The following is a 15,105-nucleotide window of genomic DNA, read 5'->3' on the forward strand; positions in this document are numbered from 1 at the left end:
ATGATGAAAATAATTGGCATATCATCAAACACGCAGACAAAAGAGACAGTTCGAGTCCTTGTTGTTGAAGATGAATATATCCTCGCTATCAACTTACAAGAAAGTTTAGAATCTTTAGGATACGTTGTTTTAGATATTGCTGATTCTGCCGAAGGGGCAATTGCAAAAGCAAATGAATTACACCCAAACTTGATTTTAATGGATATTAGGTTACGGGGTGAAATAGACGGAATCCAGGCAGCAGAGCAAATTTGGCATCATTTGCAAATTCCGATTATTTACGTCACAGGCCACTCCGATCAGTGTACTGTTGAGCGAGCAACGCTGACATCCCCCTTTGGATACATTCTCAAACCCATTAAGGAGCAAGAACTTTACGTTGCCATTCAAACAGCACTCAATCGCTACGATCGCGAGCAATTTTTGAGTTCTGTGCTTGGGGGAATGGGCGATGGGGTAATTGTAGTCGATACTGAATTAAATATTAAATACATCAATCAGGTAGCTGAAGCTCTGACAGGGTGGCAATGGAATGAAGCTAAAGACAAGATATTAACTGAAGTTATCAAAATCATTGATGAACAAACTCAGTTGCCGATAGAAAATCCAATTATTGTAGCCCTCCAACAAGAAACTACTATATATTTGGGCAGTGGCATCCTACTGGTTGCTAGAGACGGGATAACTATACAAATAGCTGATAGTGCTACTCCCCTAAGAAATAACAGTGGTGTAATTACAGGAGCCGTATTGGTTTTCCGGGATGACACGCAACGACGGTTAACCGAAGAACGTAATCTCGCAGCTGAACGCGCCCAACAACTAGAAATTCGTGTGGCAGAACTTCAACGTCTGAACCAGTTAAAAGAGGATTTTCTGGCAACCACTTCTCATGAAATGCGAACGCCCTTGTCAAATATCAAAATGGCAATCTCTGTGCTAGAAAATATTCTTGATCGGCAGGGAATCTTAAATTCAAACACATTTTCTCCTTCTGAATCTGTAGGTCGCTATTTAGGTATTGTGCGTGAACAGTGCGAACAAGAACTAGAGTTGGTTGACAATTTATTGCATCTACGAATGATTGATGCAGATCTCTATCCATTGGAATTAACTTCAATTCAACTGCAAAACTGGCTGCCTCACGTTGCCGAGTATTTTCAAGAACGCGCTAAAGCTAGGCAACAGTCTTTTGAAGTTAGTGTTTTTCCAGATTTACCACCTTTAGTTTCAGACTTGGCTAGCCTGACTGAAATTGTTTCAGAGTTACTCAACAATGCTTGTAAATACACTCCACCTGATGGACAGATTGTGTTAAATGTTCAGGTAATTGACATCACAAAAACTCTGACAAATGAATATGCTAAATCTAATGTATTACATAATTTTCAAGTTCCTTATTTTCAAATCACAATTAGTAACTCTGGGGTAATAATTCCGAAAAAAGAACAATCTCGAATTTTTGAGCCGTTTTACCGCATTCCTGAAAGCGATGCCTACGGCAACCCGAAACGGGAACGCTGGCAACAGAGCGGCGCAGGATTAGGTTTAACATTAGTTAAGAAGTTAGTAGAATATCTCCAAGGCACGATTGAAGTTACCAGTTCTCAGGGCTGGACAACGTTTACAGTTCAGCTGCCTTTAAGTTTGTGATGGTATTTGTCATTTGTCATTAGTCCTTTGTCCTTTGTCATTAGGCGTTGGTTATTAATTCTTCTCCTCGTGCCTCTCTCACTCACCGAAAGAGTTCAAACTACGCCAAAATCTAAATAAACGCGATCGCATCTTACTAACATCTTAACTAACAATGCAGATTACCCAAAGTCTCCATACAGCGATTCTTGTGACTAACTTAGAACGCTCTGAACATTTTTATGGGAAAGTATTGGGATTATCTAAAATAGATCGTTCCCTAAACTACCCTGGTGCATGGTATCAAGTCGGCAACTATCAAATTCACTTGATAGTTGCAACCACTGTCCCCACGGAAAATCCAAACAAAAAATGGGGACGTAATTCCCACGTCGCCTTCACAGTAGCTGACTTAGACGCCGCAAAACAAGAATTCCTTAATCAGAATTATCCCATTCAAGCCAGCGCCTCCGGTCGCGCTGCCCTGTTCACTCAAGACCCAGATGGGAATATTATCGAGTTGAGTCAGCAGTAAGGGGAAGTGGGGGAGCAGGGGAGCAGGGGAGGCAGGGGAGGCAGGGGAGAATAATTAATCCCCAATGCCCAATGCCCAATGCCCAATGCCCCAATCCCTCTTCTATTCTGGTAATTTATATTGCCCAACAATACGTTTGGCAAACTCTGGAACGTGCGCTTCTAATTTCTCTGGATGATTCCGTTTCACATATAAATAATTCCGAGTAAAGTGGGAATCAATGGAAAATCGCGCATATTCTAGACCTTTGGGGCCGATTTTTTCGATAACCACACCCATTAGTTTTGCTGCCCACATCGGGAGGGTAACGCCTTTATCGTAAGCGGGAATACTTTGCTGTACGGCTTCTTTGCGGTTGCCTTTAGACATCACTGCTTGAGTATCTAACTGGTCTTTTACTAAATCCAGCATTTCCTTACCACTGTCATTTCTAACTACAATCCATTGCCAGCCGAAGGGTGCGCCCATATAGCCAACAACTAAGTCAGCTAGGGAGTTGACGTAATCAAAGCAACTCATACAAGATGGGGCAAAGACATCTTTGAGTTGGTTAGTCTTCAAGCCAAAGAAAGGCACTGTTTCTGATGAGCCATCTTCATGTTTGAAGTGAACCCGGAAGTCTTGCATAAATTCGTAATGCACAACTGTATCAGGTGATCGGCTGGTGGTTTCTAAGAATTTTTGCAGTCCGGCGCGGTTAACGTTATCTACGCAGGGCGTACCCAAAACATACAGCTTTTCTAAACCAAGTTGTTTTTCTACGGCTCTTAATGCCTGGATTTGGCAACCAACACCAATTACTAACAGCCGCTTCATCCCCGATTTTTCTACCTGTTCTAATACCGAAAGGTTCGGAGAAAGCGTTGGTTTATTTACTCGTGCTGCTAGTATTTCTTCTGGAGTCCGGGCAATGACGGGCATGGGTTGAAAGCGGTCTTCTTTGGTGTTTTGCACGCAGACGACACCTTCAACTAAGCCGTGATTAAGCATTTCAATGGCAATGCTGCTAACAATACCCGTCCATTGTGCGCCTTCTATGGGTTGCTGTTTCTTCGCCGCTATCATGTCTTGATGAACACCAAAGTAGAGTTCATCGGGGTTTTCGAGATGGCGCGATCGCGTGTGTGTTTCTTGTTCAAGTTCGCCTATTTGCTGATTAATAAAAGCGCAAGCTTCCTTGACATAGTGAATATAGTATGTGTCGCATAGTCCGCACTCGCTACAGAGTTCTTTGGCTGGGCGGCGGCTGGTAGATTTTAAGGCTCTGGCTTTTTTGTGAGGAGAAACTGAGGTCATATAAACTTTTTGTTTTATCCAGGAATCGCTTTTATTACAATACCTTCACTGGCTATGAACTTGACGATAGAGATTGAACAAGACATTGTAATATTTTGAAACGCAGAGGGACGCAAAGTAATACCAATTCAAAATTCAAAATTCAAAATTAAAGAATTTCTGCCCCCTGCTATACAATCACACTCAGCGATGAGTAGGAGAAATAGAATTTGATTTTTGATACACAGATAAAAGCAGACATTCCCAAACTAGCCGTGGTTGAGCATAAGAAAGCAAGTGCTTTCGAGATTGTTCTACCTGGTGAATGATACTAGGTTGATGCCACTGCTGCCAGTAGAATTGCTGAAGATAATCAACTAACCACAATTGTGCTTCTGTATCTAAATCCTGATCAATTTTTTTGGCTAACTCTAAGGCGTTACGGTAAGATTTAGGCGCTTTTTTCAAGTCTTCAAGTAACTCAGGGGGAATAGCTTGTAATTGCTCATAAGATGCGATCGCACTTCCAGCACTACCAGCTGCTATGCTCAATACTGCCTGATTTTGCAAAATTTCCTGATGACCTGTTTGTGTGAGTACAACAACCAAAGACTGTGCATCTAAGCGATAAAAGGGAATGCGTTGACAGCGTGATACCAAAGTTGGCAACACAGATTCAGGTGTCGGTGCAATTAAAATTAATGTTGCCTGTCCTGGTTCTTCCAAGGTTTTAAGTAAAGCGTTCGCTGCGGCTTCTGCCATTGTTTGCGCTTCTTCTAGCACCACCACATTCCTCGGCGCTTCCAAAGGCGGACGACCTAAAAACTCGGTAATTTCCCGAATTTGCTCTAGTCGAATTACAGGAGGCGCTTTACGCTTGAGTCCTTTTTCGGCTGCTTCTGCTGCTGTTAATCGTTGTCCCTGGTATTGGTACGTTGGTTGCACCCACAATAAAGCTGGATGGTTTCCCTGACGCAAACGATTTTGTAAAGAAGTAGTAACTCCGATCCCACTAGAAAATAGCAATTCCACAAAACATCTAGCTGCTAAACTTCTGCCTACACCATCTGGCCCCACAAATAAGTAGGCTGGAGGAACCCGGTTTTGTCTGACAGCCTGAGTAAGTAATTCTATAGCTTGCTGTTGTCCGATAACTGGTGCAAATGGATCGTTAGTCATTAATTATTAGTTAGGAGTTAAGAATTAAGAGTTATTATTTTTTCTTTGCTTTTCTATATAGTTTGAGCTAATTAATACTTTAGTAAGTTTTTGTGAAGAAAAGCAACCATTTTCAAACAAGTTTTGATAGTTTCGATAAGATTAATACATAAAGGATAAAGAGCATAGGGCTTAAATTCTTAAATTATCGCCTGCTAACTATCTGCAAGCTTCAACAGGGATTTTAAGCTAAGTTTTTTGCAGTTACTCTAAATTAAATCAGTGAACTTTTAAACATCCTTCAGGGCATCTAAATGTTAGTGAGGCTGTTGGCAAAAATTGCCGCAGCTAAATATCAGAATATTCGGTGAAGGTACAATTGTTACTATCAGCGATAAAAATATTTGCACCTTCTCTCGAATGGTTTCTCTAGCTATTTTCATTGAATGAAAACTGCTAGATGAAGAGGCGCTGAGTATTTTGGCATTTCTACTGGTAAAAACAGCGATAAAAGACCATAACACCGAAATCAAGATTGCCAAAGGAGACTGATATGGAAATCTTCGATTATGTGATACTGGGAGCCGGATTGGGCGGACTTTCGGCCGCAGCCTGTTTAACTCGACAAGGCTATCAAGTAGCAGTTCTAGAACAACATTATTTACCTGGTGGATGTTGTCACACCTTTGATTACGGGGAATATAGTTTTTGTGCTGACGTACATTACATTTCTCAATGTGGTTCTGGTCAGACTATAGGTCAATTTCTCCACTATCTTAATCAAGATGTACCCTTTAATAGCCTCGATTTTGACTGCATCGATCGAGTTATTACACCAGAGGCAGATTTCAAAATTCCTTTGGGATGGGAAAATTTGCGATCGCGTTTACTCTCCACATTTCCAGAAGAAGCTAATCCTATCAACCGTTACTGCAATGAAATTCAGCAACTCCACCAAGAAATTCGCAGCCTAGTGCAGGAAGTACACTGGTTTGATCGGAAGCTGTCTGACTGGTTAAAATTACCAAAATATTTGAATTTATTTTTGAAGCGCAATTGGACTCTACAAGATTTGTATAACCATATCGGGTTATCACCTAAACTACAAGCATTGTTGGCGGGGCAAAGTGGCGACTATGCACTACCACCAGAAGAAATTGCGCTACTCACGCACACTTCTCTAACTTGGGACTACTCAGAAGGTGCTTATTATCCCAAACATCACTTCAAACACTTTGTTAATACCATTGCAAACGTCATTACCACAGGTGGAGGTGTAATCAAATACTCAACTCCGGTAAGCCATATTCAAGTTAGTAACCACAATATCCATAGTGTCATTGCCGATGGTATAAGCTATTGTGCCAACAAAGCTTATATCAGCGACCTCGACCCCAAATTAACAGTAGAGTTGATGCATGATTCTGAATCTTTGAGTCACAAAGAGCATCAACGTTTAACCAGTTACGAATACTCAGCCAGTGCTTTCAATATCTACTTGGGTTTAGATAGCCGTTTCGATCCTCAACGTTACGGCATCGGTAATTGGAATATTTGGTATTATCCCACAGGCGACCTGAATAGAGAATATCAACAACAATTGGCAGGTGACTTAAGTCATCCGTGGATTTTCCTCTCTTGTCCAACGATGAAATCTAGCGAACCAGGTATGGGGCCAAAAGGACATCAGGTTTTAGAGATTGCGACTGTCTGTTCTTATAAACCATTTGAAAATCTGCACAAAACTAATCCAAAAGCCTATAAAGCCAAAAAGCGAGAAGTTTATCAGCAGATGATGACAAGTGTACGAGATTTGATTCCAGATGTGGACAACTACGCCCGGATGAAAGTTTACGGCACACCTACCACCAGCGAATTTTATCTAGGACAGCCGCAGGGTAATATTTACGGTGCGAAATTAATTCCCAAACAGGTTGGTTTAAATCGTCTGGGATATACGACAGAGTTATCTAACCTGTTTTTCGTCGGAGCAAGTGCTGGATATCCGAGTGTACCAGGTGTGATTGGGAATGGGATGGATGTTGTAGAATTGCTGACAGGACAATCGGTATGGCATAAAACTGAAATACCTCAGCCTTTGGTGGCAGTTGGTTAATGAGTGCTGAAGTGCTGAGTACGATTCTTACTTTTGTACTCAGCACTGTTTGGGTAAATTAGCAATCAAACCTTAGACGTGAGAAATCTGGATATCTCTGCATGTGCCAACACAGCACCAGGTTCGCGTTGGAGAGCGTTGTAATACTTTCTCTCAAAGGTATTACCCGTCTCTAACGGTACAATGAGTGTACGGACATCAGCAATCAATTTTTGGAAATCGTCCAGCAATATCGGTTCATCTGCTTGGAGCATTTCATCAACTTGCACAACCATCTCAGAAATGCGATGTAGCCAAGCAAATTGTTCATGAGCGATGACTAGCTGAAGAAGTTCTCCACTTGATACTCGTCCACTAATCTGTTCGTAGGCAATGCGTTCTGTCTCCAGCAACATCTTGTGAAGGTAGAGTAATTTGTTTCGTAAATCACGCAGATATTGATGCTGACGTATTCTTTGTGTAAGTGTGTTAGAAGTCAATGTTACTTATCCTTTCGTTACAATAGTCTTCAATGGCTTAAATAATTTCTAAGCATTGAGAATTGGGCATGGAATTGGGCGAGAAGTTACAGGAGACAGGGAATAATCTGTAACCTATTCCCTTTTTCTTCCCTACTCAGCACTGGCTCAACCCTAGCTAGCCGCTAACAGCACTCCTGAAGGGAGTTGGTAATTCTTCCCCATGCCCTTGTGAATGGAGTTTTTTATGTATTTGGTTTCCTTGCTAAGAAGCATTATAATAAACATATCTTTTTATAACCGTTATATCTTATATTTGATTAATCATATAATAGCATAAAATTATAAGAAGTACATAGTGTAGAACTGAGCGAGAAAATATCAATTATGGGAAAACCATCTTCATGTCGCTAGCAAATGTAATTTTAGGTCTTCTTCAGCAGCAAGAAATGACGGGCTACGACCTGAAAACGAGCTGCTTCGATCAATGCATTGCCCATTTATGGCCAGCAGATCAGGCACAAATTTACAGAACTCTCGATAAGCTAGTTGAGCAAGGCTGGATTACCTGTAACATTGAAATTCAACACGATCGCCCCAACCGCAAAGTCTACAGTGTGACGGAGCTAGGGAAAGCCGAATTTAGCCGCTGGCTAGGGATTCATCAGCCCTTACCGACTATCAGAGAACCTTTACTCGTCCAGTTGCATTTTGCAGATCAGTTGTCGAATGAAACCATCATTCACCTACTCGAGCAACAATTGGCGGCTCGAAGCAAAAAGCTGGCTGAATGTGAAACCATCGATTTGCCATCACTCAGTGATGAATCTGCTAACCGCAAGCAGGTGATGCAAAGGTTGGTGCTGGAGTTGGTAATCCGAAGAGAAGAGACTTATATTGATTGGTTGAAGACAGCAATCGATGTTGTCAGTCGCCAAGAGCCATATCCATATTACCAAGAAAGAATTCAGGAGTCACTCGATTTTAGATTTTAGATTTACGATAGCGAAGCGTTAGCGAGTCCACGTACTCTGTAAGAGTTGCAAGCTACGCGTAGCGTCTCGTAGAGAGCGTATGCGTGGATTAACCTCTCCGATGTATTGAAGAGGCTTGAAAATTGATTTTTTTATTTTCTTCTCTGTGAACGGAGAGGCTTGAAACCTTTATTTTAGATTCTAGATTTTAGAATTTAATCCAAAATCCAAAATCCAAAATCTAAAATTGTCTCGGTCAGGAGCCAGAAAAAGAAATTGAATTTTGAACGAAAGAGCAGATGAATCGTGGATTATTTGTAGGTTTAGTAACTTTAGATTTGATTTACCTTGCTGACTCTGCCCCTAAGAATAATCAAAAGATTGTCGCTACTGACTATACTGTAGCGGCAGGAGGCCCAGCAACAAACGCGGCTGTAACTTTCAATTATTTAGGAAATCAGGCTACAGTCTTAGGTGTAGTGGGTTCTCATCCAATGACGCAGCTAATTCGAGGTGACTTGGCAAATTACAAAGTTGCGATCGCAGACCTTGAGCCTACCACTGATTTAGTACCGCCTGTATCTTCGATCGTTGTCACTCAAGCCACAGGTGAACGCGCCGTGGTTTCGATCAATGCTGTCAAAACTCAAGCTAGCAGCGCATCTATCCCGCCAGATATTTTGCAAAATGTCGATATCGTACTAATTGATGGACATCAGATGGCGGTTGGTGATTCCATAGTTCAAATGGCTAAAGCCAATAATATCCCAGTAGCGATCGATGCTGGTAGTTGGAAGCCTGGATTTGAGCAAATTTTACCGTTTGTGGATTACGCTATCTGTTCAGCTAATTTTTATCCCCCCAACTGCCAGACTGGAGAAGACGTTTTTAGCTATCTCAGTGGATTTGACATTCCTCACATTGCCATTACCCACGGGCAAGAACCAATTGAATACTTGAGTGGCACTAAAACTGGTATCGTAGATGTGCCGCAGATACAAGCAGTTGATACGTTAGGAGCTGGAGATATTTTCCACGGTGCTTTCTGTCATTACATTTTAAGGCAAAGCTTTACTGATGCACTGTCACTGGCAGCTAATATTGCTGCTGATTCCTGTAAATTTTTTGGTACTCGGTGCTGGATGGATTTAAGATAATTCGTAATACTCGCCTTTGGCGAGAAGCAAGCTACGTAATTCGTAATTTAAGACTTTGAATTACGAATTAGTAATTAGTTAAAGTAAGTATCGCTGTGCGCCTCTAATCACGTTATATAGCACAAGCCTTGGTGGTTAGGACATCAACAGATGATAAAACTTAGATACAAAAAGACTTTTCACCCAGTCCCCAGTCCCTTGCTATATATATTTTTAGATCAGGCCAAATTAATGAAAGATTTACAAGAAATATTAGCGATCGCTCGTGAGGTAGGTTGGGGCGCAGCAGATATACTGCGATCGTATTACCACGGTACTGCAAAAGACCCTAACTTAGAAGTCCAATATAAGCAGAATGAACCTGTCACTGTTGCCGATTTAGCTGTGAGTCAATACATTTTGCAGAGGCTACAAGCAACTTTAGGTAACAAAGATTTTGCTTACATCAGCGAAGAAACTTATCAATCGCCAAGTAGTGGTAGACAGCCTTTTGTCCCTTGGGTATGGATAATTGACCCTTTGGATGGTACACGAGACTTTATCGAAAAAACTGGCGACTATGCAGTTCACATTGCTTTAGTCAAGGAAACACGCCCAGTGTTGGCAGTGGTAGCAGTACCAGAAACTCAAAAGTTATATTACGCTACCAAAGGTGGGGGTACATTTGTAGAAACCCGTGACGGATCTGTTCCTTTACAAGTGTCGTCAGGTAAACCAATTGAGGATTTAACCTTAGTCGTTAGTCGCTCTCACCGCAACCAACGGTTAGATCGCTTACTACAAAATTTACCCTGCCAAAACCAGAAATCTGTGGGTAGTGTCGGCTGTAAAATCGCCACTATTGTCGAGCAACAGGCAGATATCTATATTTCCCTTTCTGGTAAGTCTGCGCCCAAAGACTGGGATATAGCCGCCCCAGAACTGATTATAACAGAAGCTGGTGGTAAATTTACCCACTTCGACGGCACTCCCTTGCAGTATAACACTGGTGATATCAATCAATGGGGAGGTTTGCTAGCTAGTAATGGTGAATATCACGAATTACTATGTAAAAAAGCAGAAGGTATTTTAGCGCAGTTTGACCATAGCTAATATACTTGAGAATAAATATTTTTTAATTTACTTTAATTTACTTTTAAGACAGTTGATCGTGGTATGATTAATCCCATTACCGAAAATAATCTTTACCACTTAGTCCACAGTTTAATTTTAAAAACACTAAATATCTGGGCGATCGCGAGTTAATTACGATCTCCGATTAAAAGTGTAACCTTATATAGTACAAGCAACAAAAGCCAGTCTTTAGAAAGTCTGCAAACCGTCCTTAAAGGTTTGATTTGTGAATAAAATTCACTATCAGGCAATATTCAAAGGCTGAATGCTGTGCTACACTCATGGACATAAAGATTATTTTCGGTTGAGTAACTCGTTTTGATTTCTAAAAACCGTCTCTCCGAATTTAACTCTCTACACTCCCTGAATTCGGAGATTTCTATGTCAATTTACGTCGGAAACCTGTCCTATCAGGTTACAGAAGATGACCTAAAGCAGGCTTTTGCAGAATACGGAACAGTAAACCGTGTTCAACTACCCACAGATCGGGAAACAGGCCGGCCGCGTGGGTTCGCTTTTGTGGAAATGGAATCAGACACACAAGAACAAGCTGCCATTGATGCACTTGATGGTGCTGAATGGATGGGACGTGATTTGAAAGTGAACAAAGCTAAACCTCGTGAGGAAAGAAGCAACTCCTCTCGCGGTAGCTGGGGTGGCGGTAATAATGCCCGCCGCAACAATAATCGCTACTAAGTCGATTCCTGAGAATTTCACATTTAGCTGAAGCAGTATAAGCCCCGCACTCTCCCGCAGGGGAGTGACGGGATGAGCAAGTTCTTGTGGTAAACTTGAACCATCTTGACCCTCAATAAAGGCAAGCAAAAACCAAGCTCATAGGTACAGGTTGCAAGGAAAGTGTGGGTCTTGGGAACCAGGACTCCTGCCCTTGGAGGCAATGTAAGACCAAAAGAATTACGGAGTTTTGGAGGCGGTTGCCGATGAATTGGGAAGCCCGTGCTGTATGCGGAGCATCAGCGTCGGGTAGTTCGCAGTCTCCAGCAGATAAAGCCAAAGGCTCCATTCTGCTGGAATATTTTTTTGGCATCTAGTCTTGAACTATTCATCCAAATTAAGGAGGAATGAGAATGACACAAGTAGTTTTAGGGGAGAATGAAGGTATTGAATCAGCCTTAAGAAGATTTAAGCGGGAAGTTTCTAAAGCAGGAATTTTCCAAGATATGAGAAAAAAGCGTCACTTTGAAACACCCATAGAAAAAGAGAAGCGTAAAGCAATTGCTAGGCACAAGCAACGTCGTCAACAACGTTCTCGCTTCAATTAAAAAGTCCAAGCAAATTTGCCCTTCGATTTAATATCCAGCCAGCATCTCTTTATTATTGCCATATCTCCAGGCAAGCCACAAGTAATTAGGCATACATCAAAAAATAACACTGTTCGTAGTAGCGCTGTATTGACTTTCAGCGCTACTAACCGTATAAATTTTCAATTGCGTAAGGATGATGATGTTAAACAGCAGCCAAAACAGAGCAAATACCACCTTGCTTTATTGTCAACGCTTTGCTTAACTTTTTTGTATTCAAAATTACATCTGCATTTAGCAGTAGTTTATTCCGCTACAAAAACTTAGGCTTTACTGACCAATGCTAGAGGCAAAACTGAATTAATTCCGAATTACGAATTACAAATTACTTGTTTAGTCTGCAATCCTTGGCTCTGGATTTTTAGGAAAATGTTACGACTTTATCATTTATTACTAGGCTCTATTTTGCTGGTGTCAATACCAGTAGGAGCCAAATTTATTCTTCCCCAATTTTCTCCACCCAAAGTAATAAAACCTACTACCGCTGCAAAACTTCCCAACTCTAATCAGGGAAATATCTGGCAGAAAATTCTGGGAAATGCTGCTGCTCCAACTAACTGGCAAGTTGCTCCTTGTGAAGGAAATGCACCCCTGCTGTGTGTCTCCTCCAAAGGAAAACGTTTGGGTACAGTTGAGATTAACATTTACCCACTAGCAAACAATGAGGATTTCCGAAAGAAACTCTTAGCAGCTGGTATTCCAACTGCTTCCCTAATAGACTACCAAAGTTCCAAGTACCAAACCCAGTTATTACCAGTACTTAAGACTTGGGTTGCAGACCACTACGCTGCGTTTGCCAAAGATCGTCAGGATGAATATGGAAAAGAAATTACTTTCTCAGCCTACCCACCGCAACCAGTACCCATTGGTAAACTTCAGGGAATCCGCTATGGGTTCGTCGGACTTAAGCAACAAGGTGGAGTACGAGAGCAACATATCGGTCATGTTGCCTTTGATGGCAGTAAACTTTACGTAATTACTACTGCATTTGACACAGGTACGCAAACAGGTAACTTTGATAAACTAGAAAACTTGGCTATTTTTCAACCTTACTTATATGCGCTCGCAGCAGATTTGCATTTACCCCAATAGGGACTGCGGATTGGGTATTAGACATAGGAGTGAAAATTAATTCTGCGTTGCCCGAAATCCTTGGTAGGCACAATTCATGAATTGTGCCTACGTCGTTTCTGGAGATGTCTATTGGGTATTGGGTATTAGGAAATCTTGCTTCCTAATCTTTAGTCCCCAGTCCCCAATCCCTAGTCCCCAGTCCCCATTAACCTAAATCTCAGCCACCGCACGTTCAATCAAGCGATGTGCTAAAGTTTGTGTGCCAGTGTGCTCATAATAATTTGTTGCTACATCCAGGAATGCTGCGAGGTAGTCCAACTTGTCATCAGCAATATCGGTAAAACTTTGCAAGTTGTGGACAACCTTTTGCGGCGTTAAATTATTGGCGCTAACTAACCCACTCATCCAACCTTTAACTGAGTCAAAGCTTTCGCCGATAAAGTTGAGTTTACTGCCAGCATTGTTCCCTGGAATCACATCTTTGATGTTTTGGAAAGTCGAGTTTTGTTCTAACTCCTGTGGATTTGTTTGATTCAGCCCAGATATCGCTTTGCTGATAAAATCTGGGCCCAAAGGTATCAAACCATCAACGCAAACTAATGCCACCATGCGGATCAGTGACTCACCACTATACTCACCTAAAGAGGCGACAAAATCCCCAATACTGTCTCCTGGAATGCCATTAATTTGACAGAAGGCTACCAACTCAGCCACTAATTTTAATGTCAAATCAATAGTTTGGGCTTTATCAGGTTTGGGAGTGACAGAGTTTAAAAAACCCAACAGAGGAATTTTTTCGCCGACTTTGTTAGCTAAAGCTGCTGCACCAAGCGCTTTATCTGTAGCATCAACAGTTTGATATAACCACAAAGCTGTTTGGTATCCTTGGGATTTATCGTTGAATAGATAAATCGCTCTTTCGCCAATTTGCTGAATTAAATCTTCGTCGTCTTCGCCAGTGACAGCCTTAATAGTGTTGACAAAGCCGACGGTATTTTGCCACTCTCCAGGAGCAACAAAATCGAGGGACTTCAACATAGAAACAGTTAAGCCGCCAGTTGGCAATTGATCAACCAACTCAACAATCGATTTGCTCACAAAAATCTCCTTATTTAGGTTTTATTATCTGAATGTTAATAGTGCAAATTATTTCAGTTTAGCCAAACCATTAAGATTAAACTTCTCTAACCAATCTTCGCGATCGCTAGCTGTAAATGACGGATCGCGAGAAAGTGCTTTTACTTGGTACTTACCTACCAAAATTGCAGTTTGCGTTTTACCAACTTCTATTGCAGGATAACCACCAATTTTTTTAGTGCTTTTCGAGAACTTTGCAGCTGCACTAGGTGTGCTAGTGGTATCAGAAATAGACAGCACCGCTATATCTTTACCGCCTTTTTTCAACTTCGCTTCCGCAAAGCCTTTTTTCTCTTGGGTATAGACGCGTTGGTAGCCATCACTAGCTTTTGGGAAAAGTTTATTAAATTCGCTACCCTGAGTTGCAGTTTTAGCTACCGATTGACCACTTTTTTGTTGAGTGCTTTCTTTTTGTGCCTGGTCAAAACGTCCAGGTGTTTTTGGACTACAGGCTGTTGCCAGTAGTAACACTGACAGCAACAAAGCGGCTACTACCCTACGCCCACGGTGTAAAATCATTCTTGGCTTCTCCTTGATACTTGAGCTTTAAGGCAATTATCTGCGCTGCTAGCAATTATTACCCGTTCTGGACCGTTATTAACTGTAAAATTTACTTTTTGATAATTATTTCCTAAGTTCTTAAATATAACGGTCATTTTTGCACTTCAAAAAAGTGTTGTAAATATTCAATGATTTTATCGACAAAAATGGTAAAAATATTGTCTGAATATCCTTGCACCCGATGACCTTTAACCAATGGGTGAAAATCCTGCTACTACAAGCTTCCTTGATTTAAAAATTAGGAGACAAGCATAGGTAAAAGAGCGAATAAATTTGGTTATGGCGAGGGAATCGCTAAGGATATGGCAAACTTTGAAAAGTAGTCCCTGCGGCTTTTGGCTTCGGGATAGAGGGTATTGCAGTTTATCCATTCCGCGTAACACCGGGAAAAATGGCTTAAGGATATTTGTCCATAAAGTTATTAACTGTGCAGTGCCATACTTAACGTAGCAATTAATCCAATGCAAAAACGCCCCCCCTTTTTGGGAGAGCGTTTTTTGTTTATGGATTAAGCGTGAAGAGCGTATCTCAGATTATGATTAACCGTTGATAGCAGGAGCAGTAAGAGCGACAGGAGCAAGATCACCAGCAGC

General features: G+C 41.4%; 14 protein-coding genes. 9 read left to right on the forward strand and 5 right to left on the reverse strand.

Annotated features, from left to right (window positions below; genetic code table 11):
- On the forward strand, positions 1-1,653 hold the full coding sequence (locus tag RMY63_RS14705) for a response regulator (RefSeq protein WP_322729409.1): 1,653 nt from the start codon (positions 1-3) through the stop codon (positions 1,651-1,653).
- A gap of 154 nt (positions 1,654-1,807) precedes the next feature.
- Positions 1,808-2,167: a VOC family protein gene (locus RMY63_RS14710; RefSeq protein WP_322729410.1), complete on the forward strand. Its 360-nt coding sequence runs from the start codon at positions 1,808-1,810 to the stop codon at positions 2,165-2,167.
- Positions 2,168-2,269: 102 nt separating this feature from the next.
- Here RMY63_RS14710 and RMY63_RS14715 read toward each other — a convergent pair whose 3' ends face one another.
- Both RMY63_RS14715 and RMY63_RS14720 read right to left on the reverse strand, forming a co-directional pair.
- On the reverse strand, positions 2,270-3,463 hold the full coding sequence (locus RMY63_RS14715) for a Coenzyme F420 hydrogenase/dehydrogenase, beta subunit C-terminal domain (RefSeq protein WP_322729411.1): 1,194 nt from the start codon (positions 3,461-3,463) through the stop codon (positions 2,270-2,272).
- Positions 3,464-3,646: 183 nt separating this feature from the next.
- Positions 3,647-4,621, reverse strand: coding sequence for a DNA polymerase III subunit delta' (locus RMY63_RS14720; protein WP_322729412.1), 975 nt, complete (start codon positions 4,619-4,621; stop codon positions 3,647-3,649).
- Between the two features lie 532 nt (positions 4,622-5,153).
- On the opposite strand from RMY63_RS14720, the gene RMY63_RS14725 reads away from it, so the two are divergent.
- Positions 5,154-6,716 carry an NAD(P)/FAD-dependent oxidoreductase gene (locus tag RMY63_RS14725; RefSeq protein WP_322729413.1) on the forward strand — a complete coding sequence of 521 codons (1,563 nt, stop codon included), beginning with the start codon at positions 5,154-5,156 and terminating at the stop codon, positions 6,714-6,716.
- A 65-nt stretch (positions 6,717-6,781) separates the two neighbouring features.
- Here RMY63_RS14725 and RMY63_RS14730 read toward each other — a convergent pair whose 3' ends face one another.
- Complete coding sequence (locus RMY63_RS14730; protein WP_292745367.1) at positions 6,782-7,195, reverse strand: hypothetical protein; 414 nt, start codon at positions 7,193-7,195, stop codon at positions 6,782-6,784.
- A 383-nt stretch (positions 7,196-7,578) separates the two neighbouring features.
- Between RMY63_RS14730 and RMY63_RS14735 the strand changes: the two genes are divergently transcribed.
- The 6 genes from RMY63_RS14735 (at position 7,579) to RMY63_RS14760 (ending at position 12,832) form a co-directional block, all read left to right on the forward strand.
- On the forward strand, positions 7,579-8,169 hold the full coding sequence (locus RMY63_RS14735) for a PadR family transcriptional regulator (RefSeq protein WP_322729414.1): 591 nt from the start codon (positions 7,579-7,581) through the stop codon (positions 8,167-8,169).
- Positions 8,170-8,447: 278 nt separating this feature from the next.
- Positions 8,448-9,305, forward strand: coding sequence for a sugar kinase (locus RMY63_RS14740; RefSeq protein ID WP_322729415.1), 858 nt, complete (start codon positions 8,448-8,450; stop codon positions 9,303-9,305).
- 231 nt (positions 9,306-9,536) lie between these two features.
- Positions 9,537-10,397, forward strand: a complete 861-nt coding sequence (locus RMY63_RS14745) for a 3'(2'),5'-bisphosphate nucleotidase CysQ (RefSeq protein ID WP_322729416.1) — start codon at positions 9,537-9,539, stop codon at positions 10,395-10,397.
- Between the two features lie 402 nt (positions 10,398-10,799).
- Positions 10,800-11,114 (forward strand): RNA recognition motif domain-containing protein, encoded by a 315-nt coding sequence (locus RMY63_RS14750; RefSeq protein ID WP_292779617.1) that lies wholly within the window; start codon positions 10,800-10,802, stop codon positions 11,112-11,114.
- A gap of 392 nt (positions 11,115-11,506) precedes the next feature.
- A complete protein-coding gene (gene rpsU, locus RMY63_RS14755) occupies positions 11,507-11,701 on the forward strand; it encodes a 30S ribosomal protein S21 (protein WP_069073011.1) in 195 nt (64 codons plus the stop codon).
- Between the two features lie 408 nt (positions 11,702-12,109).
- The gene (locus tag RMY63_RS14760; protein WP_322729417.1) at positions 12,110-12,832 is read left to right on the forward strand and encodes a hypothetical protein; all 723 of its coding nucleotides are present in this window, start codon (positions 12,110-12,112) and stop codon (positions 12,830-12,832) included.
- Between the two features lie 192 nt (positions 12,833-13,024).
- Here the strand turns inward: RMY63_RS14760 and RMY63_RS14765 are convergent, their stop codons facing one another.
- Positions 13,025-13,912, reverse strand: coding sequence for a hypothetical protein (locus tag RMY63_RS14765; RefSeq protein WP_322729418.1), 888 nt, complete (start codon positions 13,910-13,912; stop codon positions 13,025-13,027).
- Between the two features lie 48 nt (positions 13,913-13,960).
- Positions 13,961-14,470, reverse strand: coding sequence for a hypothetical protein (locus RMY63_RS14770; RefSeq protein ID WP_322729419.1), 510 nt, complete (start codon positions 14,468-14,470; stop codon positions 13,961-13,963).
- Positions 14,471-15,105 lie beyond the last annotated feature (635 nt).

The sequence above is a fragment of the Nostoc sp. ChiQUE01b genome (assembly GCF_034531255.1).
In the GTDB taxonomy this organism is placed as follows: Bacteria; Cyanobacteriota; Cyanobacteriia; order Cyanobacteriales; family Nostocaceae; genus Nostoc.

Coding starts and splice junctions, on each gene's coding strand:
- RMY63_RS14725 (WP_322729413.1), top strand. CDS start 5,154: ATGGAAATCTTCGATTATGTGATACTGGGAGCCGGATTGGGCGGACTT.
- RMY63_RS14735 (WP_322729414.1), top strand. CDS start 7,579: ATGTCGCTAGCAAATGTAATTTTAGGTCTTCTTCAGCAGCAAGAAATG.
- RMY63_RS14705 (WP_322729409.1), top strand. CDS start 1: ATGATGAAAATAATTGGCATATCATCAAACACGCAGACAAAAGAGACA.
- RMY63_RS14715 (WP_322729411.1), bottom strand. CDS start 3,463: ATGACCTCAGTTTCTCCTCACAAAAAAGCCAGAGCCTTAAAATCTACC.
- RMY63_RS14710 (WP_322729410.1), top strand. CDS start 1,808: ATGCAGATTACCCAAAGTCTCCATACAGCGATTCTTGTGACTAACTTA.
- RMY63_RS14720 (WP_322729412.1), bottom strand. CDS start 4,621: ATGACTAACGATCCATTTGCACCAGTTATCGGACAACAGCAAGCTATA.
- RMY63_RS14740 (WP_322729415.1), top strand. CDS start 8,448: ATGAATCGTGGATTATTTGTAGGTTTAGTAACTTTAGATTTGATTTAC.
- rpsU (WP_069073011.1), top strand. CDS start 11,507: ATGACACAAGTAGTTTTAGGGGAGAATGAAGGTATTGAATCAGCCTTA.
- RMY63_RS14745 (WP_322729416.1), top strand. CDS start 9,537: ATGAAAGATTTACAAGAAATATTAGCGATCGCTCGTGAGGTAGGTTGG.
- RMY63_RS14770 (WP_322729419.1), bottom strand. CDS start 14,470: ATGATTTTACACCGTGGGCGTAGGGTAGTAGCCGCTTTGTTGCTGTCA.
- RMY63_RS14760 (WP_322729417.1), top strand. CDS start 12,110: ATGTTACGACTTTATCATTTATTACTAGGCTCTATTTTGCTGGTGTCA.
- RMY63_RS14750 (WP_292779617.1), top strand. CDS start 10,800: ATGTCAATTTACGTCGGAAACCTGTCCTATCAGGTTACAGAAGATGAC.